This window comes from Streptomyces maremycinicus, assembly GCF_001184025.1.
In the GTDB taxonomy this organism is placed as follows: Bacteria; Actinomycetota; Actinomycetes; order Streptomycetales; family Streptomycetaceae; genus Streptomyces; species Streptomyces maremycinicus.
Genome location: NZ_BBYG01000013.1, coordinates 485,746 through 512,176, shown reverse-complemented (window position 1 = coordinate 512,176; position 26,431 = coordinate 485,746). Strand labels below are relative to the sequence as shown.

26 protein-coding genes and 1 pseudogene are annotated in these 26,431 nt (G+C 72.4%); 17 read left to right on the top strand and 10 right to left on the bottom strand.

What is annotated here, in order from left to right:
• The first annotated feature begins 4 nt into the window (after positions 1 to 4).
• The gene (locus AOQ37_RS17935) at positions 5 to 451 is read left to right on the top strand and encodes a Fur family transcriptional regulator (RefSeq protein ID WP_020130354.1); all 447 of its coding nucleotides are present in this window, start codon (positions 5 to 7) and stop codon (positions 449 to 451) included.
• A gap of 10 nt (positions 452 to 461) precedes the next feature.
• Positions 462 to 1,427, top strand: coding sequence for a CAF17-like 4Fe-4S cluster assembly/insertion protein YgfZ (gene ygfZ, locus AOQ37_RS17930; RefSeq protein WP_062645523.1), 966 nt, complete (start codon positions 462 to 464; stop codon positions 1,425 to 1,427).
• 51 nt (positions 1,428 to 1,478) lie between these two features.
• Here ygfZ and dtd read toward each other — a convergent pair whose 3' ends face one another.
• The gene (dtd, locus tag AOQ37_RS17925; RefSeq protein ID WP_062645522.1) at positions 1,479 to 1,904 is read right to left on the bottom strand and encodes a D-aminoacyl-tRNA deacylase; all 426 of its coding nucleotides are present in this window, start codon (positions 1,902 to 1,904) and stop codon (positions 1,479 to 1,481) included.
• 159 nt (positions 1,905 to 2,063) lie between these two features.
• Between dtd and AOQ37_RS17920 the strand changes: the two genes are divergently transcribed.
• The 3 genes from AOQ37_RS17920 to AOQ37_RS17910 all read left to right on the top strand — a co-directional run bounded on the left by AOQ37_RS17920 (position 2,064) and on the right by AOQ37_RS17910 (position 5,392).
• Positions 2,064 to 2,630 (top strand): RsiG family protein, encoded by a 567-nt coding sequence (locus tag AOQ37_RS17920; protein WP_062645521.1) that lies wholly within the window; start codon positions 2,064 to 2,066, stop codon positions 2,628 to 2,630.
• A 192-nt stretch (positions 2,631 to 2,822) separates the two neighbouring features.
• Positions 2,823 to 4,088 (top strand): GNAT family N-acetyltransferase, encoded by a 1,266-nt coding sequence (locus tag AOQ37_RS17915; protein WP_062645520.1) that lies wholly within the window; start codon positions 2,823 to 2,825, stop codon positions 4,086 to 4,088.
• A gap of 437 nt (positions 4,089 to 4,525) precedes the next feature.
• A complete protein-coding gene (locus tag AOQ37_RS17910) occupies positions 4,526 to 5,392 on the top strand; it encodes a winged helix-turn-helix domain-containing protein (RefSeq protein WP_234436929.1) in 867 nt (288 codons plus the stop codon).
• Here AOQ37_RS17910 and AOQ37_RS17905 read toward each other — a convergent pair.
• Positions 5,382 to 5,576 carry a hypothetical protein gene (locus AOQ37_RS17905; protein ID WP_062645518.1) on the bottom strand — a complete coding sequence of 65 codons (195 nt, stop codon included), beginning with the start codon at positions 5,574 to 5,576 and terminating at the stop codon, positions 5,382 to 5,384. The two genes, AOQ37_RS17910 and AOQ37_RS17905, sit on opposite strands and share 11 nt — an antisense overlap.
• Positions 5,577 to 5,729: 153 nt before the next feature.
• Here AOQ37_RS17905 and AOQ37_RS17900 point away from each other — a divergent pair, with 153 nt between their 5' ends.
• On the top strand, positions 5,730 to 6,608 hold the full coding sequence (locus tag AOQ37_RS17900; RefSeq protein WP_199825038.1) for a GntR family transcriptional regulator: 879 nt from the start codon (positions 5,730 to 5,732) through the stop codon (positions 6,606 to 6,608).
• Entirely contained in the window at positions 6,608 to 7,369 is a 762-nt protein-coding gene (locus AOQ37_RS17895; RefSeq protein ID WP_234436928.1) for an HAD family hydrolase, read from the top strand. Before AOQ37_RS17900 ends, AOQ37_RS17895 begins: the two co-directional genes overlap by 1 nt.
• Here the strand turns inward: AOQ37_RS17895 and AOQ37_RS17890 are convergent.
• Positions 7,356 to 7,541, bottom strand: a complete 186-nt coding sequence (locus AOQ37_RS17890; protein ID WP_062645516.1) for a hypothetical protein — start codon at positions 7,539 to 7,541, stop codon at positions 7,356 to 7,358. The genes AOQ37_RS17895 and AOQ37_RS17890 overlap by 14 nt on opposite strands.
• A 168-nt stretch (positions 7,542 to 7,709) precedes the next feature.
• Here AOQ37_RS17890 and AOQ37_RS17885 point away from each other — a divergent pair, with 168 nt between their 5' ends.
• Together AOQ37_RS17885 and AOQ37_RS17880 are read left to right on the top strand one after the other, a co-directional pair.
• Complete coding sequence (locus AOQ37_RS17885; RefSeq protein ID WP_078890234.1) at positions 7,710 to 8,606, top strand: winged helix-turn-helix domain-containing protein; 897 nt, start codon at positions 7,710 to 7,712, stop codon at positions 8,604 to 8,606.
• 238 nt (positions 8,607 to 8,844) lie between these two features.
• Positions 8,845 to 10,998, top strand: a complete 2,154-nt coding sequence (locus AOQ37_RS17880; RefSeq protein WP_062645515.1) for a phosphotransferase family protein — start codon at positions 8,845 to 8,847, stop codon at positions 10,996 to 10,998.
• 37 nt (positions 10,999 to 11,035) lie between these two features.
• On the opposite strand, the gene AOQ37_RS17875 is transcribed toward AOQ37_RS17880, so the two are convergent.
• Positions 11,036 to 12,097, bottom strand: a complete 1,062-nt coding sequence (locus AOQ37_RS17875) for a zinc-binding dehydrogenase (protein ID WP_062645514.1) — start codon at positions 12,095 to 12,097, stop codon at positions 11,036 to 11,038.
• A gap of 116 nt (positions 12,098 to 12,213) precedes the next feature.
• Between AOQ37_RS17875 and AOQ37_RS17870 the strand changes: the two genes are divergently transcribed.
• The 5 genes from AOQ37_RS17870 (at position 12,214) to AOQ37_RS17850 (ending at position 16,927) form a co-directional block, all read left to right on the top strand.
• Positions 12,214 to 12,843 (top strand): TetR/AcrR family transcriptional regulator, encoded by a 630-nt coding sequence (locus tag AOQ37_RS17870; RefSeq protein ID WP_062645513.1) that lies wholly within the window; start codon positions 12,214 to 12,216, stop codon positions 12,841 to 12,843.
• A 69-nt stretch (positions 12,844 to 12,912) separates the two neighbouring features.
• Complete coding sequence (locus tag AOQ37_RS17865) at positions 12,913 to 15,033, top strand: HelD family protein (protein ID WP_062645512.1); 2,121 nt, start codon at positions 12,913 to 12,915, stop codon at positions 15,031 to 15,033.
• A 199-nt stretch (positions 15,034 to 15,232) separates the two neighbouring features.
• A complete protein-coding gene (locus tag AOQ37_RS17860; RefSeq protein ID WP_062645511.1) occupies positions 15,233 to 15,661 on the top strand; it encodes a helix-turn-helix domain-containing protein in 429 nt (142 codons plus the stop codon).
• Between the two features lie 86 nt (positions 15,662 to 15,747).
• Complete coding sequence (locus AOQ37_RS17855; RefSeq protein ID WP_062645510.1) at positions 15,748 to 16,419, top strand: hypothetical protein; 672 nt, start codon at positions 15,748 to 15,750, stop codon at positions 16,417 to 16,419.
• A gap of 163 nt (positions 16,420 to 16,582) precedes the next feature.
• Positions 16,583 to 16,927: a DUF2516 family protein gene (locus tag AOQ37_RS17850; RefSeq protein WP_062645612.1), complete on the top strand. Its 345-nt coding sequence runs from the start codon at positions 16,583 to 16,585 to the stop codon at positions 16,925 to 16,927.
• Positions 16,928 to 17,785: 858 nt separating this feature from the next.
• Here AOQ37_RS17850 and AOQ37_RS17845 read toward each other — a convergent pair.
• The 4 genes and pseudogenes from AOQ37_RS17845 to AOQ37_RS42130 form a co-directional block, all read right to left on the bottom strand.
• The gene (locus AOQ37_RS17845; RefSeq protein ID WP_107085234.1) at positions 17,786 to 19,369 is read right to left on the bottom strand and encodes a PP2C family protein-serine/threonine phosphatase; all 1,584 of its coding nucleotides are present in this window, start codon (positions 19,367 to 19,369) and stop codon (positions 17,786 to 17,788) included.
• A gap of 280 nt (positions 19,370 to 19,649) precedes the next feature.
• Positions 19,650 to 20,741, bottom strand: coding sequence for a C40 family peptidase (locus tag AOQ37_RS17840; protein ID WP_062645509.1), 1,092 nt, complete (start codon positions 20,739 to 20,741; stop codon positions 19,650 to 19,652).
• A gap of 635 nt (positions 20,742 to 21,376) precedes the next feature.
• Complete coding sequence (locus AOQ37_RS17835; RefSeq protein WP_107085223.1) at positions 21,377 to 22,195, bottom strand: class I SAM-dependent methyltransferase; 819 nt, start codon at positions 22,193 to 22,195, stop codon at positions 21,377 to 21,379.
• 60 nt (positions 22,196 to 22,255) lie between these two features.
• Positions 22,256 to 22,408, bottom strand: a pseudogene (locus AOQ37_RS42130) (cobyrinate a,c-diamide synthase); the annotation flags it as partial.
• A 138-nt stretch (positions 22,409 to 22,546) separates the two neighbouring features.
• Here AOQ37_RS42130 and mshA point away from each other — a divergent pair.
• Both mshA and AOQ37_RS17825 read left to right on the top strand, forming a co-directional pair.
• Positions 22,547 to 23,884, top strand: a complete 1,338-nt coding sequence (mshA, locus tag AOQ37_RS17830; RefSeq protein WP_062645507.1) for a D-inositol-3-phosphate glycosyltransferase — start codon at positions 22,547 to 22,549, stop codon at positions 23,882 to 23,884.
• Positions 23,877 to 24,380: a type III secretion system chaperone family protein gene (locus AOQ37_RS17825; RefSeq protein WP_062645506.1), complete on the top strand. Its 504-nt coding sequence runs from the start codon at positions 23,877 to 23,879 to the stop codon at positions 24,378 to 24,380. Before mshA ends, AOQ37_RS17825 begins: the two co-directional genes overlap by 8 nt.
• Before the next feature lie 49 nt (positions 24,381 to 24,429).
• Here AOQ37_RS17825 and AOQ37_RS17820 read toward each other — a convergent pair whose 3' ends face one another.
• Together AOQ37_RS17820 and AOQ37_RS17815 are read right to left on the bottom strand one after the other, a co-directional pair.
• A complete protein-coding gene (locus AOQ37_RS17820; RefSeq protein ID WP_062645505.1) occupies positions 24,430 to 24,876 on the bottom strand; it encodes a hypothetical protein in 447 nt (148 codons plus the stop codon).
• Positions 24,877 to 25,043: 167 nt separating this feature from the next.
• Positions 25,044 to 25,853, bottom strand: a complete 810-nt coding sequence (locus AOQ37_RS17815; protein ID WP_062645610.1) for a helix-turn-helix transcriptional regulator — start codon at positions 25,851 to 25,853, stop codon at positions 25,044 to 25,046.
• On the opposite strand from AOQ37_RS17815, the gene AOQ37_RS17810 reads away from it, so the two are divergent.
• The gene (locus AOQ37_RS17810) at positions 25,852 to 26,418 is read left to right on the top strand and encodes a DUF2000 family protein (RefSeq protein WP_374701509.1); all 567 of its coding nucleotides are present in this window, start codon (positions 25,852 to 25,854) and stop codon (positions 26,416 to 26,418) included. The two genes, AOQ37_RS17815 and AOQ37_RS17810, sit on opposite strands and share 2 nt — an antisense overlap.
• Positions 26,419 to 26,431 lie beyond the last annotated feature (13 nt).

Below are 26,431 nucleotides of genomic sequence, written 5' to 3'. Positions count from 1 at the left end.
CGGTGTGGTGAGCACTGAAAGCACTGACTGGAAGAGCGACCTGCGGCAGCGCGGTTACCGGCTGACGCCGCAGCGCCAGCTTGTCCTCGAAGCCGTGGACACCCTGGAGCACGCGACCCCCGACGACATCCTCGTGGAAGTGAGGAAGACGGCGTCGGGGGTCAACATTTCCACCGTGTACCGGACCCTGGAGCTCCTGGAGGAGCTGGAGCTGGTCAGCCACGCGCACCTGGGACACGGGGCGCCGACGTACCACCTGGCGGACCGGCACCACCACATCCACCTCGTCTGCCGAGACTGCGGCAACGTCATCGAGGCGGACGTCCAGGTGGCCGCGGAGTTCCGGGACAAGCTGCGGGAGACCTTCGGCTTCGACACGGACATGAAGCACTTCGCCATCTTCGGGCGGTGCAAGGACTGCACGCTCAAGGGTTCAATTACCAAGTCGTAGGCTTGGGTCCATGAAGAGCCCTCTGCTGTCCCTGCCCGGCGCCGTCCCCGCCGAGGGTGTGGACGAAGGCGTCGCCGGTCACTACGGCGACCTGTTCCGCGAGCAGCGTGCCCTCGCCGACGGCACCGGTTTCGTCGATCTCTCGCACCGCGGGGTCGTCACCGTCTCCGGCGAGGACCGGCTGAGCTGGCTGCACCTTCTCCTCACCCAGCACGTCACCGACCTCCGCGTCGGCGAGGCCACCGAAGCGCTGATCCTCTCCGCGAACGGCCACATCGAACACGCGCTCTACCTGGTGGACGACGGCGTGACCGTCTGGGCCCATGTCGAACCCGGCACCCAGGAGGCGCTGGTCGCGTACCTGGAGTCGATGAAGTTCTTCTACCGGGCCGAGGTCGCCGACCGCACCGCCGACATCGCTGTCGTCCACCTTCCCGCGGGCTCCATCGCCCCCGTCCCGCCGGGCGTCGTCGTCCGGGAGACCGCGTACGGCCGCGATCTCTTCCTGCCGCGCGCCGATCTGGAGACGTACGCGGGGCAGGCCGGTCCGCCGGTCGGGATCCTCGCCCACGAGGCCCTCCGCGTCGAGCAGCACCGTCCGCGGCTCGGCTTCGAGACCGACCACCGCACGATCCCGCACGAACTCGGCTGGATCGGCACCGCCGTGCATCTCCAGAAGGGCTGCTACCGCGGCCAGGAGACGGTGGCCCGCGTGCAGAACCTCGGCAAGCCGCCCCGCCGTCTCGTCTTCCTGCACCTCGACGGCAGCGAGGTCCACCTGCCGGCCGCCGGTACCGAACTCCGGGTCGCCGACGACGCCCCCGACGGGCGCAAGATCGGCTTCATCACCACGTCCGTACGCCACCACGAACTCGGCCCCGTGGCCCTGGCCCTGGTGAAGCGGAACGTGCCGGTGGACGCCCCGCTGCTGGCCGGCACGACGGCGGCGGCCCAGGAGCCGGTCGTGGAGCCCTAGGGCAGGCCCTGAGGCGGCAGGGACCGGGGCTCCTGAGCCCGGCCTGCCGTCCTAGATCTCGATCAGCACGGTGAACGGGCCGTCGTTCGTCAGTGACACGCGCATCCGCGCGCCGAACCGGCCCGTCGCCACCGTCGCGCCCAGCTCCCGCAGGCGCGCGACGACCTCGTCGACCAGCGGCTCGGCCGTCTCGCCCGGGGCGGCCGCGTTCCAGGTGGGACGGCGTCCTTTGCGCGCGTCCCCGTACAGCGTGAACTGGCTGATCACCAGCAGCGGGGCGTCGATGTCACTGCACGACCTCTCCTCGTGCAGCATGCGGACCGACCAGAGTTTGCGGGCGAGCTGGGCCGCCTTCTCCTTCGTGTCCTCGTGGGTGACCCCGACCAGGACGCACAGCCCCTCGCCGCTGATCTCCCCGACCGTCTCGCCGTCCACGACGACGCTCGCGCCGTCCACCCTCTGCACCACCGCTCGCATGCGGACCATCATGCCGGGTGCGTCGCACGGACCCGGGAGTGGCCCATTTTTGTTCCTTAAGCCCCTATCTGGGGCCGTTCGGGGGGACTCGGTAACCCGGCGGTCGATCGGGGTGGCACGATGCTTCCCACACGCCGGTCGAGGGGACGGTAGAAGGACATGAGCACACCGAGTACCGGGCGGCCTGCGACACATCGGCCGCCGCCACAGCGCAGTGGCAGCCCCGTGCTGCCCGCGGAAGCACCCGATCACGACCTGACCGGGCTGAGCCTGCCCGAACTGCGCACCCTGCGCCGGGACGCCCAGCGCGACGAGGCCGACCTCAGCTACGTACGGCGGCTGCTCCAGGGCCGTATCGACATCCTGCGCGCGGAGCTGGCCCGGCGCTCCCCGACGGGCGCGGCCTCCGTGGTGGAGCGGCTGTCGGAGATCCTCACCGACGCCCCGGCCCGGCACCGCTCCTCGGCCCGCCACGTCACCCTGGGCACCCCGCACAGCGAGGAGTACCGGCGGCTGGCCGCCGACATGCTCGCCGACGTCGAACTCTCCGACCTCGACGCGCGCACCGATCCCGAGCTCCACGACGCGATGGCCTGCCTGGTCCGCTACGAGCAGCAGGTCTCGAGCCGCCGCCAGAGCCTCCAGCGGACGGCCGACGAGTCGGGCGCGGAGATCACGAGGCGGTACCGGGAGGGAGAGGCGCAGGTGGAGGACCTGCTGGTGTGACGCGGGCGGGGCCTCGCGGAGGCCCGGGGCGGAAGCCGGGGCCGAGCCGGATGCCGGTGCCGGGACGGAAGGCGGTGCCGGGGCGGAAGGCGGTGCCGGGGTCCGGGTGGGGGCAGGGCGGCGGGGTCCGGGAAGGGCTTCGCGGCCGGAAAATCTTCGCGCCGCCCGTCCGCCCCTGCCTACGGTGATCCCATGACCCGCCCAGCCACCCAGCAGCCGATCGACGTCCGCCCGATCACCGACGCGGAACTCCCCGAGTGGACCCGCGCCGTGAACACGGGCTTTCTGCGCCCGCCCACCGTCCCCGACCAGATGCTCGCCGACCGCCGGGTCGCGTTCGCGGACTCCCGGATCTCCGGCGCCTTCGACGCGGGCCGGTGCGTGGCGACGTTCCGCTCCTTCGACCAGGAGCTCACGGCGGTCGGCGGCGCCGCCGTCCCCGCCGACGGCATCTCCAACGTCACCGTCGCGCCCACGCACCGCCGCCGCGGCCTCCTCACCCGGCTGATGGCCGCCGACCTGACGGCGGCCAAGGACCGCGGGGACGTCGTGGCCACCCTGATAGCCGCCGAGTACCGGATCTACGGCCGCTACGGCTTCGGCCCGGCGACCACGATGACCGAGTGGTCCATCGACGTGCCGCGGACCGGCCTCGACCCGAACCTGTCGGGCCCGCCGGACGGCGGCCGGATCGACTTCGCCGACGGCGCGGAGATCCGCCGGATCGGTCCCGAGCTGCACGAACGGCTGCGCCGCGGGCAGCCAGGCGCGATCGACCGGGACGAGCACTGGTGGGCGGCGCGCACCGGGCAGCTGTGGCTGTACGGCAGCGAGTGGGTCGAGCCGTTCTTCGTCGTCTACCGCTCGGCGGACGGTGTGGTGGAAGGCATGGCCTCCTACCGGGCGGACGACGAGTGGAGCGACGCCAAGCAGCCGCTGAACACGGCGTCGGTGAACTGGCTGACCGCGGTGACCCCGGCCGCGGAGCGCGCGCTGTGGCACTACCTCTGTTCCATCGACTGGATCACCCGGGTGAAGACGGGCTGGCGAGCACCGGACGACCTGCTCCCGCTGCATCTGCCGGACCCGAGGGCGGCGCGCATCACCACGCAGGCGGACTGGCTGTGGGTGCGGATCCTGGACGTCGTACGGGCCCTGGAGGCGCGGACGTACGACGCGTCGGGCGCGTTGGTCCTCGAGGTCGTCGACCGGGCGGGTCTGGCCGGAGGCCGCTTCCTGCTGGACGCGACCCCCGACGGGGCCTCCTGCCTGCCGACCACCCGGGACGCCGATCTCACCCTGGACGTGGCCGACCTGGCGACGCTGTGGCTGGGCGACGAGACCGCGGGGCGGCTGGCGGCGCTGGGGCGGCTCCGGGAAGAACGAGCGGGCGCCGCCCGTGAGGCCGACGCCCTGCTGCGTACGTCCGGGCGGCCTTGGTGCCCGGACATGTTCTGACGGCTCCTTCCTGACTGCCGTATCGCGTGTGTGCCGTAGTGCCTGCGTGTCTTCGAATGCGGGTATCCGTAGCTCTAGCTCCAGCTCCAGCTCCAGCTCTAGCTCTAGCTCTAGCCGTAGCGCTGGCCGTTCGGTGGTGCTGTTCAGTTGTGACTGTGCGATCGATCTGAAGTTGTGGCTGTGCGGGATGTTCAGTTGTGGCTGTACGTCGGTGCCGACTGCTCGGGCTCCCGGCTCCCCTCCGGAAGGGAGCCCGACCGGCCAACCGTCTGAAAGTTTGACCATGTTGTTGAAGTTGGCTGCCAACTTCACTGTAACTATGTCCGCTTGGAAGCGTCCTATAACCATCTCTCTTTGAACTGCCCAAAGATGGCGGGAAGTTGTAGTGTGCGGACGTGGAGCCGGAACATGCCTCCGTCAATGGGCGGAGGAGGGCGGTGCGGCCGCAACGGTCACACCACGAGGTGGCCGACGAGCTGCGCACCCGGATCAGGACCGGAGTGCTGCGGCCGGGTGAGCGCATGCCGACGCAGGCCAAGCTGGCGGACGAGTTCGGCGTCGAGCGGGGCGCCGTACGGCAGGCGCTGCGCGTTCTCCAGTCCGAGCAGCTCCTCACCAACGTCTCCAAGGGAAGTCCGGCGACGGTCGCCGCGCGGCCGGGTGCGGCCGGCCTCCCCGCGGGGCCCGCGGCGACGCCCCAGCCCTCGATGGTGGCGCTGCCGCCGCGGATCACCGAGGCCTTCGCGGCCGACCACGTCGAGGTCGACGCGCTGTGTCTGACGGCGGTCTCCCTGACGGCCGCCATCGGTGAACCCCTGCGGCAGATCCACGCCGGGCGACTGAAACCGGCCAAGATCGACGTCCGGGTCCTGTTGCCCTCCCGGAACATCGAACTCGCCTTTCCGGCACCGGTGGACATCGCGGAGACCGGGCGGCTCCAGCGCCGCTGGCTGGCCCACCGCAACGCGCAGGGCCAGGTGTTGCGGCACAACCTGCTCACCCTGCGCTCCACGCACGGCATCGATGTGCGCGTCACCTTCCGCGCGCTGCCCTTCACCCCGCCCGTCAAGCTGTATCTCCTCAACGGGACGGAAGCGCTGTTCGCCTACTACACGGTCAAGCGGGGCGAGCAGACGATCGACCACGAACACCTGGAGATGTACGACGCCGAGGGCACGCGGTCGGTGCTGTTCGCCTTCGAACACGGAGCCGGACCGCGTGACACGACGTTCGTGGAACAGTCCCACCTGTGGTTCGACGCGCTGTGGGAGACGATCAGCTCGGAGCTGGTGCTCACGAGCTGACGGCGGGCCCGGTGGCGAGGAGGGCGAGGATCACGGCGCCGACCGAGCTGATGACCGGGCTCTTGGCCTTGATGCCGACGCTGAGCAGGAGCAGACCGAGGGCGCCGGCGGTGCCGTACTTCCACTGGATGGTCTGCTCGACACCGACGACGAAGGCGGCGCAGAGGAGGACGAGGACGGGCATGGTGGTTCCCCCCTTCGGATACTGGAGTGGGAGGCAAACCTTCCGCCAACTCACTCAAGTTGGTTGCCAACTATGACTATGTTGTCCCCACTTGGCAGCAACCGCTAAACAACTTTCAAACAACTCCCGCCAGATGGATGTAAGTTGTAGCGTTTGGTCGTGACCCAGGAGAACGTGGCAGTGAACGGCAGCAGGCTCTCTCCCCGTGAGATCGCCGATGTCCTGCGCGAGCGCATCCGCGTCGGGGATCTCAGGGCCGGTGACCGCCTGCCCACCCAGGCCGAGCTCGCCGACGAGTTCGGCGTGGAGCGCGGCGCCGTCCGCCAGGCCCTGCGGGCACTCCAGGACGACGGGCTGCTCACCAACGTGAGCAAGGGCAGCCCGCCGCGGATCGCGGAGCCGCCGGCCCCGGACCGCGGCGAGCCGCAGCCCACGATGGTGGGCCTGGCCCCTCGGCTGACCGCGGCGTTCGCGGTCCCGCATGTGCGGATCGACGCGGCCTGTCTCACCGCGGAGAGCCTGATCCCGGCCCTCGGGGAGCCGCTGCGGCTCATCCACGCGGGCAGCGTCCGGCCCCAGAAGATCGACGTCCGCATCCTGCTGCCGTCCCGGGACATCAGTCTCGCCTTCCCGGTCCCGGTCGAGGGCCGCGGCGACGACGAGGACCCCGTCCACCAGCGCTGGCTGTCGATGCGCAACGCGCAGGGCCAGGTGCTGAGTTACAACCTGCGCGCCCTGCGCTCGCACGGCGTGGACGTCAACATCACCTTCCGCGCGCTGCCGTTCACCCCGCCGGTGAAGCTGTACCTCCTCAACGGCCAGGAGGCGCTGATCGCGTACTACATGGTCACCCGCCGTGAGGAGTCCACCGACACCGGGACCCTCGAGATGTACGACGTGCTGGGCACCGAGTCGCTCCTCTTCTCCTTCGAGAAGGCCGCCGGTCAGCGCGACGCCGCGTTCGTGGAGGAATCCCAGAAGTGGTTCGACGCCCTCTGGGAAACCATCACGACGGACCTGACACTCTCCTAGTGACCTCTGATACGACGCGGACCGAACAGGTGGCAGCCGACACCGGGAACAACGACACGGGGAACGAGACCGAGACGCTGCGGGAGTTGTTCGCCCGCGCGAGGGTCGTCCTGTGGGACTTCGACGGGCCGATCTGCCGGCTCTTCGCCGGCCACTCGGCCGAGCGCGTGGCCGACGGTCTCGTGGAGTGGCTCGAAGGGCGGGGCCTGCGCGGTCTGCTGACGGCGGACGAGCGGCGGTCGCCGGACCCGCACGTGGTGCTGCACGCGGTGGACCGCCGGCATCCGGGCAGCGACCTGGTCGCGGAGCTGGAGGAGCGCCTCACCCAGGAGGAGCTGAAGGCCACGGCCACGGCGATGCCCACGGCATGGGCGGACCCCCTGATCCGCACCCTGGTCGCACGGCGGCTGCGGCTGGCCATCACCACGAACAACTCCCCGCAGGCGGCGACCGCCTACCTGACGGGCCGCGGGCTCGCCTCCTGCTTCACCCCGCACGTCTACGGCCGTACCCGGGAACTGCGTCACCTCAAGCCCGACCCGTACTGCCTGAACCGCGCCCTGCGCGCCATGGGATCGGCGCCCGGCACCGCCCTGATGATCGGCGACACCCCCTCCGACTTCCTGGCCGCCAGCGAGGCGGGAGTGCCCTTCCTGGGCTACGCGCGTAACGAGCGCAAGGAGAAGCTGCTCCTGGGCGCGGGCGCCACGACGGTGGTGAACTCGCTGGAAGCGGTACTGACGGCGGTCAGGACCCCCTGAGCAGCAACGCCACCAGCACGACAGCCGCCCCCGCGGCAACCACACCCCGCCGAGCCCGCACACCCACGGCCACGGTGAACAACAGCATCACACCCACCGCCCCCAGCTTGGCCTGCACCGTCCACCCCGCGCAGAACGCGAGGAGCTCCCAGAGTGCCGATAACAGGAGCACGACCTTCCACCTCCCTGCCATTCTCAGTGAACCTGCAAATCCCGGTCCAATTGGACTGGTTGCCGTGAAATGGATTTCCCCTGGCCGGTTGATCCTTAATCGGTCTGTATTGCACGGGACTTGACTGAGATTGGTTTGTCATTGGACGGGCGGCGGTACGGTCGCTGTGTGGATGTGCAGCAGGGTGGTGGCGGGGGCGGCCGGGAATTCCACCGGGTCGCCAGTGAGCTGCGCGTCCGCATCACGGACGGGACGTATCCGCCGCACTCGTTCCTGCCGTCGCAGCGCGATCTCGCCGAGGAGTTCCGGGTCTCCCGGGACACCGTCTCCCGGGTGATACGGGAACTGGGCAACGAGGGCTGGATCGAGTCCCGGCAGGGCAGCGGGTCCCGGGTGATCAAGACGCAGTGGACGCCGTCCTCCACGCCGACCACCCCCCGGCAGTGGAAGGGAGCCACGCTCGGACCGGTGCTCAGCGCGGCCTTCGAGCAGCCGGAAGTCCTGTTGGACGTCTACACGTTGACGTCCGAGTCGTTGGACGCGCACATCCGCTTGCAGGCCGAGCGGATCTTCCACGGTTCCATCGCCCCCCGGCGCATCGGTCTGCGGATGATCCTTCCCGCCGAGGAGCTGGTGCTGCCCTACCCGCGGGCCAGGGACGACAGCGACGACGACCGGCTGCGCGACCGGCTGCACGCCATCACGAAGCGGCACACGGAGTCCCTGCTCGGGGTCCTGGGACTCGTGCGGTCCCGGACGCCCGTCGACGTCGACGTCGAGATCCGCTGGGCCCCGCTGACCCCCGCCTTCAAGCTCTACCTCGTCAACGGTTCCGAGGCCCTGCTGGGACCGTACGAGGTGATCGAGCGGGACATCTCCGTGAGCTCGGAGGGTGCGGGCGAGGAGATCGCCGCCCTCGACGTGCTGGGTCTCGGTGCCACGCTGACCCATCATGTGCGGGACGAGGACGCGAACTCCGCCGGCTCCGTCTTCGTCGCCACGTGGCAGGACTGGTTCGACTCCGTCTGGAGGCTTCTCGCCGGGCAGCCGGTACGGCTGCGCTAGCATGCCTCAATCGCGCGAGCAATCGCTCTCGTCCCCACGTATGAGACGGCGGACAAGCCGGTTTCTGACGACCCGACGTGAGTGAGTGGCAGAACCACCATTCGGCTCAGCTGATCATCACTCCGGTCGTGCGGCGCGTTTACCGTTTGCCCTACCCTGCCCAGCGCGAGTACCGGAGCGGCCAGTGGTCGACCATCTTGTTCCCCCTCGCCACCACGGGGAACGAGCCGCCGAGGACGTGCCTGACGTGCTGCGGGTCTTCGTCAGGGCCGCCGAGTCGACCGAGGCGTCCAGCGGCCACCACAACCGGAACCATGTGCTGCCGCTGACGGAGGACGTCGCGCCGCTGGTGGGCCGCGCCGCGGGATCCTCGGTGATGGTGCGCATCCGGCGATCCGACGCGCTGCCCGTGGTGGTCAGGACCTGGCAGGAGGAGGCGGCGGTCCTCGACGCCCTCCGCGGCGTCCTGCCGCACGCGCCCGAATGTCTGATCAGGACGCCGGACTTCTCCCTCCACAGCCATGTGGAAGGCGTACCGCTCTCCGCCATCTGCGGAAACGGTAAACCTGTGGACACCCTGCTGATGAAGGCGCTGGCCGGGCTGCTGGCACGGATGACCCAGGTGCGGCGCCAGGCGCTGCCGCCGCTGCCCGCCTTCTGGCCCGCCAACCACAGCGACAGCCAGGCGTTCCTGAAGACCCTGGTCCGGTGCGCCGACGAACAGATCCGCAAGCCCAACTGGGACGAGTTCGGCGGACTGTTCAAGGCCCTGGGCATCTCCGACGACGCCCTGCTGCGGCTGGCCGGGGACGTGCCCGCGATGACCCGCCGGCCGTACAGCCTGCTCCACGCGGACCTGCACCGGGACAACCTGATCGTGTCCTACGGCGGCGACCCGCCGCTCGTGTGCGTCGACTGGGAACTGGCCACCTACGGCGACCCGCTGCACGACCTCGCCACCCATCTGGTGCGCATGCGGTACCCGGCCCATCAGTGGGACGAGGTGATCGGGGCGTGGGAGGAGGCCATGCGCGGTTTCCGGCCCGGCGCGGTCAAGGGCCTGACCAAGGACCTGCGGCACTACGTCGCGTTCGAGCGGGCGCAGTCCGTCTATCCGGACGTGATGCGGGCCGCGCGGTCGCTGCGGGGGGCGTCGACGCAGAAGAGGCTCGACGAGGCCACCGCGGAGGTGCGCCGCGCCCTGGAGACCGCCGCCGGGCCCCTGCGGCTCACCGACGTGCCGGCCAACGACGAGATCGCGCGCGCCCTCTTCCGCTGGCTGGCCTCGCGCGGGGACGGAGGCGTCGGCGCCCTGCACTGGGTCGCGAAGGCCTCCACCTGGGTGCCGGACAGGCGCCTTTCCGAGCACCCCGACTTCCCGCGGTCGGCCGTGCGCGAGGCCCTGCTCGCCGAGGGAGCCGCCCCGGCGGGCCGCGTGTTCAAGGGGACCGCGCACCTCAACTCCGTGGTCTGCGTCCCCGGTATGCCGGACCCCGTGGTCGTGCGGCGCAAACTGCCCAACGTCTCCCGGCTGGAGCCCAGCTACCTCAGTGAGCACGCCGTTCTGCGGGCGATCCAGGAGTCACGCGTCCTGGTGGCGGCGCCGGAGGTGCTGGCGCTGGGCGTCAGCCACCCGAACGACGCCTTCAGCATTCACACGTACGTCGGCACACGCATCGACCAGCCGCCCGCCCATCCGGTGCACGGTCTGCGCCCGTACGAGGCGGACGGACTGGTCGACCAGCTGTGCGAACTGACGCGCGTGGACGAGACGCTGGTCGACACGGGAGCCCGTGACGTCGAGTTCTGCGAGTGGCTGAAGGAACAGCTCATCGGGCTCGTGCGGGACCTGCCGAAGGAGTCGCGGCAACTGGCCCGCACCCTCGGGCTGCCGGACGAGTGGCGGCTGCGGGAGATCCTGTCCCGGCACCGGGTGAGCCCGCGGGTCCCGGCCCTGCTGCACGGCGACCTCAACCCGTGGAACCTGGTGCGCCGCGAGGACCACCGTGCGCTGACCATCATCGACTGGGAGATGGCCCTTGTCGGCGACCCGCTGTACGACCTGGTCCGGCACATGCACCTGACACCGACCCGGCCGGAGATCCGGGCCCGTATGTTCCGGCGGTGGGAGGAGAAGCTGCCGAGGAAGTACACGAGGGACTGGCACAAGGACTGGACGGTCTACCGCCGGATCGAGACCATCCGCTCCGCTTACGTCGACCTCGTCCGTCTGAGCACCAGGGCCGGCCTGGACGCCCCCAACGTCCGCCGGGCCGTGGACTCGTACGCCGAGACGCTGGCCGCGGCCACCGCCGCCCTCGGCCTTCCGGCCCCCCGGACGACCAACCCCTACCTCGAGAGGGCCCTGGCCCTGGCCCGCGGCAGGCCCTGAGCCCGGACCGGTCCGGCCCCCGTGCGCGGACGCCGGCTCACACGCCGGGCCGCACGTCGAGCACCACCTTCCCGACCAGTTCCCGCCCCTCGATCGCGGCGTGCGCCGCGGCGGCCTCCGTCAGCGGGAACCGGGCGCCGATCACCGGCCGCAGCCGCCCCGCGGCCGCCTGCGCCAGGACGTGCGCGCTCAGGCGGCGCGCCCGCTCCTCGCCGAACTGCACGTCACCGATCCCGAACAGGGTGACGCCCCGGCGCTCCGCCTCCGCCGCGTCCACCGCGGCGAAGCCGCCCGTGGGCGCCCCGTGCGCGGAGAAACGTCCGCCGTCGGCCGTCAAGGCGAAGGCGGCGAGCCCGAGTTCACCGCCGACGCCGTCCAGTACGACATCGGCGGCACCCTCGGCGGCGTCCCCGGCCGTGTTCTCGGTGGTGCCCCCGGTGGTGTCCTCAGCGGTGTCCTCGGGCGTGCGGGCGGGTGCCGGCCGCCCCAGGGCCTCACGTGCCCGCTCCACCCAGTCCCGCTCCGACACGTCCACCACCGCGTCCGCCCCCAGCTCCCGCACCAGGGCCGACTTCCGCGCTCCCCGTGCCGCGGCCACCACCCGGGCACCCCGGGCCCGTGCCAGCTGGATCAGCAGGGTGCCCATGCCGCCCGAGGCGCCGAGGATCAGGACGCGGTCACCGGCGGCCACGGCGGTGTGCTCCAGCAGCCCGGCGGCCGTCACCCCGTCGTGGACGAGTGCCGCCGCCGTGCGCAGGTCCACGCCGTCCGGGACCGGGGTCGGCGCGGTGGCCGGGGCCGTCACGCGCTCGGCGTACCCGCCGTCCACGAAGGACGTCACCCGGCGGCCCACCCACGCGGGGTCCACGCCCGCGCCGACCGCGGTGACCGTGCCGGCGACACCCCCACCGGGGACGTAGGGCGGCTCGACGGGGAAATAGGCACGGAACAGGCCCGTACGGATCTGTGTCTCCACGAAGATCGTGTCGGTGTGGGCGACCTCGATCAGGACCTCGCCGGGGCCCGGGACCGGGTCCGGCAGCTCCACCGTGGTCAGGACCTCCGGTCCGCCGAACGCCTTCACCTGTGCTGCTCGCATGGCCTGCCTCCGCTGATGCCGATGGTGCCGGTTGATGCGTGTGCATGGAGTCTTCGACCTCAACCCCGGTTGAGGTCAAGCGGCACCGGTCGGCGTCCGGCCCGTAGGCTCGGCCCATGAGCGAGACCGGGCTGCGCGAGCGCAAGAGGCAGCGGATGTACCAGGCCGTGTCGGACATCGCCGTGCGGCTCTTCATCGAGCGCGGCTTCGACGCGGTCTCCGTCGCCGAGGTCGCCGCGGCGGCCGAGATCTCCAAGCCGACCCTCTTCCGGTACTTCCCGGCCAAGGAGGATCTGGTCCTGCACCGGATCGCCGACCACGAGCAGGAGGCGGCCCGGGTCGTCACGGCGGCACGGGCCGAGGGGGTCGCGCCGCTGCCCGCCCTGCGCCGGCACTTCCTCGCGGGACTCGCCGCCGCCGACCCCGTCACCGGCCTCAACGACCACCCGCAGGTGCGCGCCTTCTACGCCATGCTCTACGGCACGCCCTCCCTGGTCGCCCGGCTGTACGGCTATCTCGAACGGTCGGAGGCCGCCCTCGCCCGTGCCCTGGTGGACGAGTTGCCCGACGCCCTGGACGCCCGGCTGGCCGCCGGCCAGATCGTCGCCGTCCGGCGGATCCTCGCGGAGGAGAACTGGCGGCGGATCGCGGAGGGGGAGCGGGTGCAGGACGTGCGGGGGGACGCGGAGGCGGCGGTGGAGCGGGCGTTCGCGGTGCTGGCGGCGGGTCTGCCCCGGCTCGGCTGACGCGCCGCCCCTGCGGCTGATACCAAGTAAAAAATGTTACTCGGTCACGTTATTCGTTACCCTGGGGCCATGACGACCCCCGAGCCGGTCCTGGAGGGCGCCCCGAAGAGCCCGCCGGATCTCGCCGCCGCCCTGCACGACGAACGCGTCCACCACGACAGCTGCCGCGCCGCCCTCGCCGCGATGGTCGAGGGAGCCGACCTCCAGGTCGTCACCGGCGAGGACGTCTCCGCCTCCGGTGCCGACGCCGAGGTCCTCGGATACCGGCTGCGCAGCCACGCCAAGGCCCTGCACGAACTGCCCGACGGCCCCCTGTTCTTCGGCCGGCTGGACTTCGCGCACGGCACCGGCGGCGACCACGAGGGCCTCGCCCACCACATCGGCCGGCTACGCATCAGCGAGCACCCGGCCGCCCCGCCCCTCGTCGTCGACTGGCGCGCCCCCGTCTCCCGCGCCTTCTATCAGGCGAGCGCCCGCGACCCCCAGGGCGTGGCCGTCCGGCGGCGGTTCGGCTGGGCCCCCGGCAGCCGGGGCGACTCCGCCGACCTCACGGGACTGGAGGACGAGCGCCTCGACGCGGGCGGACGGGCCGACGGCGGTGGGCGGGCCGGGCGCCGCGGACCGGACGGGGCGGGCCGGCCGACCGGCATCGTCGCCCGCGAGATCGAACGCCCCCGGGTCGGCCCCATGCGGGACATCGCCGCGACCATCCAGCCCGAGCAGGACGAACTCGTCCGCGGAGAGCTCACCGAGTCCGTCTGCGTGCAGGGCGCGCCCGGCACCGGCAAGACCGCCGTGGGCCTGCACCGGGCGGCCTACCTCCTCTACACCCACCCGCGGCGCGTTCAGCGCGGCGGACTGCTGATCCTCGGCCCCAACCGCACTTTCCTCTCCTACATCGCCGAGGTGCTCCCCTCCCTCGGCGAGACCGGCGTACGGCAGTCGACCCTGCTCGACGAGATCGCCCGCCACCCGGCGACCGGGACCGACCCCGACCGGACCGCCGCCCTCAAGCACGACATCCGGATGGCCGAAGTGCTGCGCCGGGCCGTGTACGGGCGGGTGACGACCGACCGTGCCGAGGACCTCTGTGTCCCCGACGGCTCCTCCCGCCTGCGGATCGCGGGCGAGCGGCTGACGGACATCGTCGCCGGGGTGCTCGCCGAGGAGCCGCCGTACGAGACCGGACGCGAGCGGGTGCGCAGCCGGATCGTGCGCCGGATCCAGGAGCACGTGGAACGCCGCAGCGGGCCGCGCCCGGCTTCCTGGACGCGCCGCGTCGAACGGGCCCGCCCGGTGAGCGCCTGCGTGGAAGCCCTGTGGCCGAAGGCGCGCCCGGAGGAGGTCCTGGTCCGACTCCTCACCGACCAGGCGGAGTTGGCGCGGGCCGCGGACGGCCTTCTGTATCCCGGGGAACAGCGCGCGCTGCTCTGGCCGCGCCCGCCCCGCTCACCGAGGTCGGCTCGCTGGTCGTCCGCCGACCTCGTCCTCCTCGACGAGATCGGCGGTCTCCTCGACCATCCCCGGGGCTACTGCCATGTCGTCGTCGACGAGGCCCAGGACCTCTCCCCGATGGAGTGCCGGGCGGTCGCCCGCCGGGTCCGCTTCGGCTCGCTCACCGTCCTCGGCGACCTGGCCCAGGGGACCACCCCCTGGGCGGCGGGCTCCTGGCGGACGCAGATGGCCCACCTGGGCAAGCCGGACGCGACGGTCGTCCCGCTGACCACGGGGTTCCGTGTCCCGGCCGCCGTCCTCTCTCTCGCGGGCCGGCTGCTCGACCTTCTCGACGCCGACGTGCCCCGCGCCGAGTCCCTGCGCCGGGACGGCGAACTGCGCGTGCGGCGGGCGGGCGGCGACCTGCTCTCCGCGGTCGTCGCCGCCGTACGCGACGCCCTCCCGCACGAGGGCTCGATCGGTGTCATCGCCGCCGACCCGCAGGTCGACGAGATCCGCGAGGCCCTGACCGGGGCCGGCCTCCCGGTCGCCGACCCGGACGGCCCGGTCGCCCGGGTGACGGTGGTCCCGGCGACCCTCGTCAAGGGCCTCGAGTACGACCACGTCGTCGCCGTCGAACCGGCGGCCATCGCCCAGGCGGAGCGACGCGGTCTGAACCGGCTCTACGTGGTGCTGACCCGCGCGGTCTCCCGACTGGAGGTGGTGCACGAACGGGAGTTGCCGTGGGAGACGTGAGACGTGAGACGTGAGGTGTAAGGCTCGGGGCTCGGGGCTTGAGGCTCGGGGCTTGCGGGCGGGGGGAGTGCTCGGGCCGCGCTGGGGCGGTGTGCTCGGGCGGGTGCGCTCGGGCGGGGGCGCTCGGCCCGGAGTGGTGCGACACACTATTGCAAGCAGGTGCTTGCAATAGTTAGCGCGACTGGTGCACAGTGGAGCCATGGCATCGCTCAACGTCGGCAATCTCGGTGAGTACCTGCGCGAGCAGCGGCGCAACGCGCAGCTGTCGCTCCGGCAACTCGCCGAAGCGGCCGGCGTGTCCAACCCGTATCTGAGTCAGATCGAGCGCGGGCTGCGCAAGCCGAGCGCGGAGGTGCTCCAGCAGGTCGCCAAGGCGCTGCGGATCTCCGCCGAGACGCTGTACGTGCGGGCCGGCATCCTCGACGCGGAACGGGACGGGCAGGAGTACCGGGACGGCGCGACCCGCGCGGTCGTGCTCGCCGACCCCACGCTGACCGAGCAGCAGAAGCAGGTGCTGCTCCAGATCTACGAGTCCTTCCGCAAGGAGAACGGATTCGCGGACGGCGACGGCGCGGCGGACCCACGGAACCCCGAGAGCGGCGCCGACCCGCAGCAGACGGCCAGTTGACCGGACCAGGGGACCGGCCGCCACGCTGCGGACCCGCACGACCCTCAGCCGAATACGACGTATGTGAATCCGGGAGGACCTTCACCATGGCCATCACCGACGACCTGCGCAAGACCTTCAGCGACCCGACTCCGTTCTACTTCGCCGCGGGCACCGCCGATCTGGCGCTCCAGCAGGCGAAGAAGGTGCCGGGTCTGGTGGAGCAGCTGCGCACCGAGGCCCCGGCGCGTTTCGAGGCCGTCCGCAACACCGACCCCAAGACCGTGCAGGAGAAGGCCGGCGCCCGCGCCAAGGAGGCGACCGCCAAGGCCAAGGAGGCTCAGGAGACCCTCCAGGCCAAGGTCACCGACTTCATCAGCAGCCTCGACGGGGACATCAAGAAGCTCGGCAGCACCCTCGACGCCGACCTGAAGAAGTTCGGCGAGTCCGCCCAGGACTTCGCGCTGCGCGGGGTCGGCGTCGCCGCCGAGTACGCCGTCAAGGCCCGTGAGACGTACGAGAAGGTCGCCGAGCACGGCGAGCAGGCCGTGAAGACCTGGCGCGGCGAGGCCGCCGAGGAGATCGAGGAGCTCGCCATCGCGGTCGAGCCCAAGTCGGAGCCCAAGCCCGCGCCCGTCGTCCAGCCGGTCGTGGTCAAGGACGAGCCGAAGCCCGCCGCGGCCGAGGCGCAGTCCGAGTCCGCGAAGAAGGCGGCGGCCGCCAAGAAGGCTCCGGTCCGCAAGCCCGTCGCGAAGAAGACCACGCCGCCGGCCAAGTGAGACCGACGGCCGGGACGGACACGGCGGACAGGGACATACAGTCACGGGCCGGGCACTCATGTGGTGCCCGGCCCGTTGTACGGGTAGCGGGAGCGCGGTTGCGGGTACGGTGACCGCGTAAGGACGAGCGAGTCGAATCGCGTCGAGTCGGGTGGTGGACGTTGTGCTGATCGAAGGCTTCGCCGGGCTGGTGTGGCTGCTCTACCTCGCCATGCTGGTCCTCGCCGTGGTGGCGCTGGTGATGGCCGCTCTGTTCCGTGATGACGCCTACCGGGCCGCCGACAAGCAGAACAAGGGCTTCTGGCTGATCATCCTGGGCGTCACGGTGGCGGTGAACCTCCTGGTGCCGATGCTCTTTCTCCAGCTCGCGGGACTCGTCGCCACGATCGTGTTCCTCGTGGACGTACGGCCCGCCCTCCGGCAGGTCGGCGGTGGCGGCGGCTGGGGCCGCAGGCGCGGCGGCAGCAGCAGCGACGGCCCGTACGGCCCCTACAACGGCGGCCGCTGAGCCCCGACCCTCCGAGAGAGTCCCGGAAAACCCCCGGGAATCCGCCGAGGGAACCCCCGGACAGCCCCGGATGACCTTCCGCGTCGCCCCCGCAGCCCCCTTCCAGGGGCCGGGGGCGCCGCCCGTTCCGGCCAGGCCACCGGCCTCCCCCGTGCGGACCCACGGCGGTGGGTGAGGGGTGCGGGCCACCGGCGCCGGGCTGCCGATGCGAGCGCCCGGTGGCGAGCTGCGGCCCACCGGCGTCAGGCCCCGGTCGGGTTGCGTCCGGGGCCGGTGCAGCCCCAGCCGGCCGGCTCCCGGAACGGGGGTTGGCCGTGACCCAGCCGGTCGGGTTCCGGGACGGGGTCGGTTACGGTCTCTCGGCTCCCGCTTCGGGTGAGTCCCGGGGCGGTCCGGTTACAGGACGGTCGGGACCGGGGGGGCCCGGGCCACGGTCTGTCGACTCCCAGCCTGGATGGGCCGAGGGCCGGGGAGTCCGAGGGCGGCCGGGTTTCGGTCCGATCGGCTCTCAGTTCGGGCCAGTCCGAGGGCGACCGGGCTTCGGTCCGGTTCGGGTGAGTCCCGGGGCGGTCCGGGTTACGGGACGGTCGGGTCCGGGGGGCCCGGGCCACGGTCTGTCGACTCCCAGCCTGGATGGGCCGAGGGCCGGGGAGTCCGGGGGCGGCCGGGTTCGGTCCGATCGGCTCTCAGTTCGGGCCAGTCCGAGGGCGGCCGGGTTTCGGTCCGGTTCGGGTGAGTCCCGGGGCGGTCCGGGTTACGGGACGGTCGGGTCCGGGGCTGCCGCGGCCCGGGTCGGGGCAGGTCCCGGGGTGGCCGCGGCCCGGAGGGGGCCGGGTCCCGGTGCCGGGGCGGTCCGGGTTACGGGACGCGGTCCAGGAGGACCAGTGCCACGTCGTCCGTCAATTCGCCGCCGTTGAGCTCGCGGACCTCGTTCACCGCGGCCCGCAGCAGCGCCTCGCCGCTCAGGCCCTCGGACAGCTGGCGGCGGATCATCTCCACCATGCCGTCCTGGCCCAGCCGTTCCCGGCCTTCGCCGATCCGGCCCTCGATGAGGCCGTCGGTGTACAGCATCAGGCTCCACTCGGCGCCCAGCTCGACCTGCATCCGCGGCCAGCGGGCGCCCGGCAGCAGGCCGAGGGCGGGGCCGTTGTTGTCGTACGGCAGCAGCCGCGCGGGCCGGTCCGGCCGGGCGATCAGCGGCGCGGGGTGGCCGGCCAGGCACAGGCCCGCCCGGCGGCCGTCGGGCGCGATGTCCACCGTGCACACCGTCGCGAAGATCTCGTCGTCGTCGCGCTCGTGCTCCAGCACCTGCTGAAGCGTGTTCAGCAGCTGGTCCCCGCACAGACCCGCGAGCGTCAGCGCCCGCCAGGCGATGCGCAGCTCCACGCCGAGCGCCGCCTCGTCCGGGCCGTGCCCGCAGACGTCGCCGATCATGGCGTGCACGGTGCCGTCGGGCGTGCGGACGGTGTCGTAGAAGTCGCCGCCGAGCAGCGCGCGCGAGCGGCCGGGTCGGTAGCGGGCGGCGAAGCGCAGCGGCGAGCCCTCCAGGAGGGGCGTGGGCAGCAGGCCGCGCTCCAGGCGGGCGTTCTCCTGCGCGCGCAGCTTGCCCTCGGCGAGTCGCCGCTCGGCCGTGTCGGAACGTTTCCTCTCCACCGCGTAGCGGATCGCGCGGCTCAGCAGCCGGCCGTCGAGCTCGTCCTTGTAGAGGTAGTCCTGGGCGCCCACGCGGACCGCCTCGGCGCCGCGCTCTGCGTCGCCGGACGCGGTGAGCGCCAGCACGGCATGCCGGGGCGCGAGCCGGAGCACGTGCCGCAGGACGGCGAGCTCGTCGTCGTCGGCGCCCGCCTTGCCGGGCGCGGGCAGCGCGAGGTCCAGCAGGATGCAGTGGACGTCATGGGTCAGCAGCCGCTCGGCCTCGGTGAGGTTGCGGGCGGTGCGCACCCGGATCGGTTTGCCGTCCGCGTCCAGCAGGTCGTGGACGATCGGCGCGGCCGTGGGGTCGTCCTCGATCAGCAGCAGGGTGAGGGTGGTGTGGGCGGTGCCCGCACCGGAGGCGCTCACGCTCGTGGCGCTCACGCTGCCGGCCGTGCTCACGCCGCCGCCGCTCACGCCGCCGGTCGCGCCCAAGTTGTTCGTGGTCACGTCGGCCGTGGCCATGCCGGCCGTGCTCATGCCGGCGGCGGTGCTCATGCCGGCGGTCGCGCTCACGTTGTTCGTGGTCACGCCTTGGTGGACGCCGTCGGCGGGCGTCGCGTTGAGCGCGGTACGGGGCGCGGTGTGGTGCGCGCCGTGCTGGGGCGCGGTGTCGTTCCGGTTCTCGGCCGTGGTCGCCTCGTTGCGAACGGTTTCTTCCTTGGAGGGGCCGCCGACTGCGGGCGCGGCCTGCGCCTGACCACTCTCCACGGCCGGGATCGCTCTCTGCCGCGGTACGGGTACGGGCATCGTCTTGAGTTCCTTCCCTCCCCCCGAGGGCATGGCGGGGACGAGGGACCTCGACCCACCGACGGGGACCATAGCGGCAGAAGGCGCCGCAACGGAATGGTGTGAGGCAGGCCGCTTGATCTCTGGCCGCTGTCATATGCCGCGTTCTGTACCGCATTTGGGCGGGGCGGGTGTGGTGTGGGGATGACGAACGTCACGTCCGCGCGGAGTCCGGCGGCGGGGCGCGGGTGGCCTGGGTCACGTGCGGCGCGATGCCCGGGTGCCGTGCGGACGCCGGGCCTCACGCGTCCGGCCGGACCACCCCGAGTATCGGCATCGAGCCCGCCCCCGCGAGGGTGACCGTGCGGCCCGGGCGCGGGGCGTGGATGATCGCGCCGTCGCCCGCGTACATGGCGACATGGCTGGCGTCGTCGAAGTAGATGATCAGGTCGCCGGGGCGCATGTCCTCGACGGCGATGTGGGGCAGCTGTTTCCACTGCTCCTGCGAGGTGCGCGGTATCGCCCGCCCGGCGCTCCGCCAGGCCTCGGAGGTCAGTCCGGAGCAGTCGAAGCTGTCCGGGCCCTCCGCGCCCCACACATACGGCTTGCCGATCTGGGCGGTGGCGAACTGCACGGCCTTCTTGCCCTGGACGGAGGCCGCGCTGTCGATCTCGTCCAGGATGCCGGTGTCCAGCCAGGCGGTCTGCGCCTCCAGCGCGACCTGCGCCTCCAGTTGTTCGAGGCGCTCCTTCTCCTTCTTCTCGAGCCGGGACTCGAGCTTCTCGGCCGCCGCGATCTGCTTCTCGATCTTCTTCTGGGCGGCCGCCTTGGTCTTGCGGCCCGCCTCCAGCTTCTGCCACTGGCTGGAGGCGTCCTTGGAGTACTGCTCCAAGTCCTGCTGGGTGCGGGTGAGTTCACCGATCAGGCCCTTGGTGGCCCGCTGGCCCTGACGCGCCCGGCCCGCGCCGTCGAGGAACTCCGACGGGTCGTCGGTCAGCATCAACTGCGCCTCGTCCGGCAGGCCGCCGGTGCGGTACTGGGCGCGGGCCGCGGCACCCGCGCGGTCCTTGAGGTCGTCCAGCTTCTCCTGGCCCGCGACGATCTTCTTGGCCAGCGCCACGATCTGCGCGGACTGCTTCTTCGCCGCCTCCTCGGCCGCGTTGTAGGCGTCGGTGGCGACCGCGGCGTCGTGGTAGAGCGCTGCGAGCTTGGTGCGGACGGCCTCCAGGTCCTTGTTGGACGCGGTGGAGGGCAGCGGCGGGGCCGTGGAACTCGCCGACGGCGACGGTGTGGGGCTCGGGCTGGCGAACGCGGTGCCGGGTGCGCCCAGCACGGTGACCGCGCAGACCACCGTCACCGCCGCCGTGAGCAGGCCGCGCTTGCCCGTACCCATACCCCGTCCCCCAAACCCTGATTAACCGTCAGTAACTTACGGCGTCCGGGGGATCGTGCCACGTCACGGCCGAAAACGACAGAGGTGACGACGGAACACCGGAGCGACTCGGCGACCCGAGCAGTCCTTCCCCTCCTCGCCGCCCCGTCATGACGATCTCCCCGCCAGTGTGACGAACGACTCACAGAGATCGTTCCCGCCGACCCCTGCCCCGCCTGGCCGGTGGCCCCGCCGGCTGACCCCTGACCCCTACGCCCGCCCCCTGGCCGTCCGCCCTTGACCCCTGCCGCGCCTGGCCGTTGGCCCCTGCCCCCTGACCCCCGTCCCTGACCTGTGGCCCCTGACGCCCGCCCTGGCCGTCGGCCCCTGACCCCTGCCGCGCCTGGTCGTTGGGGCCTGCCCCCTGACCCCCGTCCCTGACCTGTGGCCTGTGACGCCCGCCCTGGCCGTCGGCCCCTGACCCCTGCCGCGCCTGGTCGTTGGGGCCCTGCCCCCTGACCCCCGTCCCTGACCTGTGGCCCCTGACACCCGCCCTGGCCGTCGGTCCTTGCCCCCTGCCCCGCCTGGCGGCTGGCCCCTGGCCTCTGCCCCCTGACCTGTGGACCCCGACGCCTGGCGGGGGTTCGGCCGATGACTCAGCCGCGGGGTGCCAACGCCCCCCACCGCACCGTCACTTCCCCTTGCCGCCACCGCGCCGGCCCGTCCGTCACGGGCCAGTCCGCCGTCAGCTCCCGTACCGTGCGGATCCACCGCTGGCGGGCGCCGTACGACGCGTAGGGCGCGGCGGCCGCCCAGGCGCGGTCGAAGTCGCGCAGGAAGGCGTGCACCGGTTCGCCCGGGACGTTGCGGTGGATCAGCGCCTTGGGCAGCCGCTCCGCCAGGTCCGAGGGCCGCTCCAGCGACCCCAGGCGGGTCGCGAACGTGACCGTGCGCGGCCCTTCCGGTCCGAGCGCGACCCATACGTGCCGGCGTCCGATCTCGTCGCAGGTCCCCTCGACCAGCAGACCGCCGCGGGACCCGGTCACCGGATCGGCGGGCGCGAGCCGCGCGCACAGCCGCCGCCAGACCGCGGCGACCTCGTCCTCGTCGTACTGCCGCAGCACATTGGCGGCCCGGACGAGGTGCGGCCGCCGGGGCACCGGAATCTCGAACCCGCCGTGCCGGAAGTCCAGCCCCTCGCGCGCGTAGGGCTCGGCGGCCGCCACCCGGGCCGGTTCGATCTCCACGCCCACGACACGCGCGCGGGGAGCGACGGAGCGCAGTCGCAGCAGCAGCTCGACGGCCGTCCAGGGCGCGGCCCCGTACCCGAGGTCGACGGCGAGGGGGTCGGCGGCGCGGCGCAGCTCGGCGCCGTGCGTCGCGGCGATCCAGCGGTCCATGCGGCGCAGCCGGTTGGGATTCGTCGTCCCGCGCGTGACCGTGCCCACGGGGCGGGCGGGGGCGCGGGAACTCATGCCTACGAGAGTAATGCGCCGCTCTCACCGGTCCGCCCGGCTGTGCGGCCCGCCCGGACCACGCAGTCCGTCCGGCGCTTGCGGACGAGGCCCGTTCGGGGCCGAGAGCGGGGGTATGGGGGCGGCAGCCCCCGGGGTCGGGACGGGAAGGGGCGGCGGGGGCGAGAACAGCCCTCGTCCACGCGACGCACATCCCACTCGAACGGTTGAGCGAAAGTGGGTAATGACTGTGCAAAAACCGCCCACTCCCGAAATCCGCCCGGAATGGGAACGCGTCCCTCCGGCGTTGCAGCTCCTCGGAGGGCCCCACACCCTCTTTCCGGCATGCCCGCAGCAAGGAGGAAACGCCCCGTGAGCCAGTACACCAACAGGCTCGGGCGTCGCTCTACGGCGGCACCCTCACGGCTCAGGCTCCCCCGCCGCCCCCGCCGCGTCGCGATGCTCTCCGTGCACACCTCTCCGCTCCACCAGCCCGGCACCGGCGACGCGGGCGGCATGAACGTCTACATCGTCGAACTCGCGCAGCGCCTCGCCGCGATCAACATCGAGGTCGAGATCTTCACGCGCGCGACCACCGGCGGCCTCCCGCCGACCGTCGAGCTGGCCCCCGGCGTCCTCGTCCGGCACGTCGACGCGGGTCCCTACGAGGGCCTCGCCAAGGAAGACCTCCCGGCCCAGCTGTGCGCCTTCACCCACGGCGTGATGCAGGCCTGGGCCGGTCACCGCCCCGGCTACTACGACCTCGTGCACTCGCACTACTGGCTCTCCGGGCACGTCGGCTGGCTGGCCGCCCAGCGCTGGGGCGCCCCCCTGGTGCACGCCATGCACACCATGGCCAAGGTCAAGAACGCCAACCTGGCCGACGGCGACACCCCCGAGCCCGCCGCCCGCGTCATCGGCGAGACCCAGATCGTCGCCGCCGCCGACCGGCTCATCGCCAACACGGCGGAGGAGGCCGACGAACTCGTACGGCACTACCACGCGGGCCCCGACAAGGTCGCCGTGGTGCACCCCGGCGTCAACCTCGACCGCTTCACCCCCGCGGACGGCCGGGCCGCCGCCCGCGCCCGGCTGGGCCTGCCCCAGGACGCGCTGGTCCCGCTCTTCGCGGGCCGCATCCAGCCCCTGAAGGCTCCGGACGTGCTGCTGCGCGCGGTGGCCGTCCTGCTCGACGAGCGACCCGAGCTGCGCTCCCGCATCGTCGTCCCGATCGTCGGCGGCCCCAGTGGCAGCGGCCTCGCCAAGCCCGAGGGCCTCCAGAAGCTGGCCGCGCGGCTCGGCATCGCGGATGTCGTACGGTTCCGTCCACCGGTCGGCCAGGATCAGCTCGCGGACTGGTTCCGGGCGGCGTCACTGCTGGTCGTGCCCTCCTACAGCGAGTCCTTCGGACTGGTCGCCATAGAGGCGCAGGCGGCCGGCACCCCCGTGCTCGCGGCCGCCGTCGGCGGCCTCCCGGTGGCCGTGCGGGACGGCGAGACGGGCTTCCTGGTGCAGGGCCACGATCCCGCCGCCTACGCGCGCGTGCTCGAGCGTTTCGCCGACGGCCCCGACCTCACCGCCCGGATGGGCGCGGCCGCCACCGCGCACGCCCAGTCCTTCGGCTGGGACACCGCCGCCGCCGCCACCGCCGACGTCTACGCGGCCGCCGACCGGTCCCACCGCCGTCGCGTACGCTCCGAGCATGGGTGACGTGGAGAAGACGGCCGCACAGGTCATCGAGGCTTTCCTGAAGGACGCGGAGCTGGAGTGGGAGAGCCCCGCACCGGGCAACTACGTGGTCCAGCTCCCCGGCACCCGCAAGCTCAGAACGACGGTCTCCCTCATCGTCGGCCGCCACTCCCTCTCCCTGAACGCCTTCGTCGTCCGGCACCCCGACGAGAACGAGTCCGGCGTCCACCGCTGGCTCCTGGAGCGCAACCTCAAGCTGTACGGCGTGAGTTACGCCGTCGACCCGCTCGGCGACGTCTACGTCACCGCGCGCCTCCCGCTCGCCTCGGTCACCGCCGACGAGATCGACCGCCTCATGGGCCAGGTCCTGGAGGCCGCCGACGGCGCCTTCAACACGCTGCTGGAGCTGGGCTTCGCGAGCGCCATCCGCAAGGAGTACGCGTGGCGGGTCTCCCGGGGTGAACCGACCCGCAACCTCGACGCGTTCGCGCATCTGACGCAACGCCCGGCCGACTGACCCGGAAGCGATCGGGACGGCCGGGCGCCAGGAAGCGTCCGCGTCCGGGCTACTCGGGGTCCGGGACGGGGGCGGTCGGGGTGGGCGGGCCGTCGAGCTGATCGGCGAACGCGCGCAGGGCGTCGGCCAGTTCCTGCTTGGTGGGCAGCTGGTCCAGCCTGCGGTCGAGCTCGTCCAGACGCCGGTCGATGTCGTCCGGATCGACCGGCGCGGTGGGTCGGGGGGTGGACGTGGACGGCGTTTCCGTCGCGTCGGGGCCGGTGCCACCGCTCGTGCCGCCGCCGTCCATCCCGACACTGCTGCCGCCGTCGACCCCGCCGCTGGTACCGCCGTCCACGCCGCCGATGGTGCCGCCGGAGGTGTCGCTCCCCGTGTCGCCCCCGGTGTCCGACGGCCGGGCGGACGACGCGCTCGGTACGGGAGGGGAGGGCTCCTCCTCCGAACCGGCCGCGAGGGCGATGCCGACGCTCAGGGCGACCAGGGCCGCCGCCCCCACGACGGCGACCGATATCCGTCTCAGGTGTGATCCACCCCGCGCGGAAGCCGCCTGTGGCCCCTGAGCGGTTTGAGCGGCTTGAGGCCCGTGAGGACCGTGAGGGTCGGGTGTGCCGGGGGAGGGCGGTGTCTCGTCGATGTCCATGGGGCGACGCTATGCGTGGGTCGTCACCGGACGGAGGACTTCCGACCGTCCCCGTACCGCCCGGGTGTGACCCCCACCAACTTCCGGAAATGCCGGGTCAGATGAGCCTGGTCGTAGAAGCCGGCCGCCACCGCGACCTCACCCGGCGGCCGTCCGTCGAGCAGGAGCCGGCGGGCGAGGTCGACCCGGCGGGAGGTGAGGTACTGGTGCGGCGCGATGCCGTACGCCGCGCTGAACGCCCGTACCAGATGGGCCGGATGGGCCCCGACGAGCCCGGCGGCGCCGTCCAGTGTCAGACCCTGGACGACGTGTTCGTCGAGCAGCTCGCGCAGGCGGCGCGCGAGGTCGGGGTCGCGGCGCGCGGCGGTGGTGTCCAGCCCCGCGCGCAGATGCGTCCGCAACCGCTCGCCGATCAGCGTCAGGCGGCTGTCGGCCTCCAGCTCGTCGCCGGGGCGGGCGAGCGCGGAGTGCAGCTGCCCGACGCGTCGGCGCAGCACGGGATCGCGCAGGTCGGGGGCGTCGACGGCGGCCCCGATGAGGTCTTCGCCGAGCACCTCGGCGTCCAGGTACAGGACCCGCTTGCGGAAGCCGCCCGAGGTCGCGGGCGAGCCGTTGTGCGGCACGTGCGGCGGCAGCAGGGACACGGTGTCGTGCGGGGTGCCGTGCTCATGCCGGTCGAGGTCGTACCGTACGGCGCCGTCGTCGACGATCAGCAGCGTCCACGCCTCATGGACGTGCATCGGGTACGCGTACTCGGTGAAGTGGGCGTGGAAGACCTCCACGACGCCCGGGACGGCCGGGCGCCAGGCGGAGACTTCCTGCCGGGGTGCCATGCAAAGAACGTACAAGACGAAGCCGAACGCCGATCGGCAGTCTCGTCCCATGACCACGAGCACCGACGCCACCACGAGCACCGACGCCACCGCGACCATCGACGCCACCGCGACCATCGACGCCGGCACGACCACGAACCCGGCCGCGGGACCCGTCCGCTTCGAGACGAAGATCGCCGTCCTGCTGCGCGAGGACCTGGAGACCTGGCAGCGCCTGAACGTCACCGCGTTCCTGGTCAGCGGCCTCGGTACGGCCCTGCCCGAGGTGATCGGGGAGCCGTACGAGGACGCGGACGGCGTGGGGTACCTGTCGATGTTCCGCCAGCCGGTGCTGGTCTTCGAGGGCACGAAGGAGACGCTGACCGCCGCACACGCGCGCGTGCTCTCCCGGGCCCTCCCGCGCGCGGTGTTCACGAGCGACCTCTTCGCCACCGGCAACGACCGCGACAACCGCGCGGCGGTGCGCGCCGTGCCGTCGGCCGGGCTGGACGTCGTGGGCCTGGCGGTCTACGGACCGAGGAACGCGGTGGACAAGGTGCTGAAGGGCGCACGGATGCACCCCTGAGCACCGCCCCTGA

Excerpts from the sequence above, each read along its gene's own strand:
- AOQ37_RS17855 (WP_062645510.1), top strand. The coding sequence starts at position 15,748 with ATGGCCATCACCGACGACCTGCGCAAGACCTTCAGCGACCCGACTCCG.
- ygfZ (WP_062645523.1), top strand. The coding sequence starts at position 462 with ATGAAGAGCCCTCTGCTGTCCCTGCCCGGCGCCGTCCCCGCCGAGGGT.
- AOQ37_RS17840 (WP_062645509.1), bottom strand. The coding sequence starts at position 20,741 with ATGGGTACGGGCAAGCGCGGCCTGCTCACGGCGGCGGTGACGGTGGTC.
- AOQ37_RS17860 (WP_062645511.1), top strand. The coding sequence starts at position 15,233 with ATGGCATCGCTCAACGTCGGCAATCTCGGTGAGTACCTGCGCGAGCAG.
- AOQ37_RS17815 (WP_062645610.1), bottom strand. The coding sequence starts at position 25,853 with ATGGCACCCCGGCAGGAAGTCTCCGCCTGGCGCCCGGCCGTCCCGGGC.
- AOQ37_RS17870 (WP_062645513.1), top strand. The coding sequence starts at position 12,214 with ATGAGCGAGACCGGGCTGCGCGAGCGCAAGAGGCAGCGGATGTACCAG.
- dtd (WP_062645522.1), bottom strand. The coding sequence starts at position 1,904 with ATGCGAGCGGTGGTGCAGAGGGTGGACGGCGCGAGCGTCGTCGTGGAC.
- AOQ37_RS17865 (WP_062645512.1), top strand. The coding sequence starts at position 12,913 with ATGACGACCCCCGAGCCGGTCCTGGAGGGCGCCCCGAAGAGCCCGCCG.
- AOQ37_RS17845 (WP_107085234.1), bottom strand. The coding sequence starts at position 19,369 with ATGCCCGTACCCGTACCGCGGCAGAGAGCGATCCCGGCCGTGGAGAGT.
- AOQ37_RS17915 (WP_062645520.1), top strand. The coding sequence starts at position 2,823 with ATGACCCGCCCAGCCACCCAGCAGCCGATCGACGTCCGCCCGATCACC.
- AOQ37_RS17810 (WP_374701509.1), top strand. The coding sequence starts at position 25,852 with ATGCAAAGAACGTACAAGACGAAGCCGAACGCCGATCGGCAGTCTCGT.
- AOQ37_RS17825 (WP_062645506.1), top strand. The coding sequence starts at position 23,877 with ATGGGTGACGTGGAGAAGACGGCCGCACAGGTCATCGAGGCTTTCCTG.
- AOQ37_RS17835 (WP_107085223.1), bottom strand. The coding sequence starts at position 22,195 with ATGAGTTCCCGCGCCCCCGCCCGCCCCGTGGGCACGGTCACGCGCGGG.
- AOQ37_RS17905 (WP_062645518.1), bottom strand. The coding sequence starts at position 5,576 with ATGCCCGTCCTCGTCCTCCTCTGCGCCGCCTTCGTCGTCGGTGTCGAG.
- AOQ37_RS17875 (WP_062645514.1), bottom strand. The coding sequence starts at position 12,097 with ATGCGAGCAGCACAGGTGAAGGCGTTCGGCGGACCGGAGGTCCTGACC.
- AOQ37_RS17920 (WP_062645521.1), top strand. The coding sequence starts at position 2,064 with ATGAGCACACCGAGTACCGGGCGGCCTGCGACACATCGGCCGCCGCCA.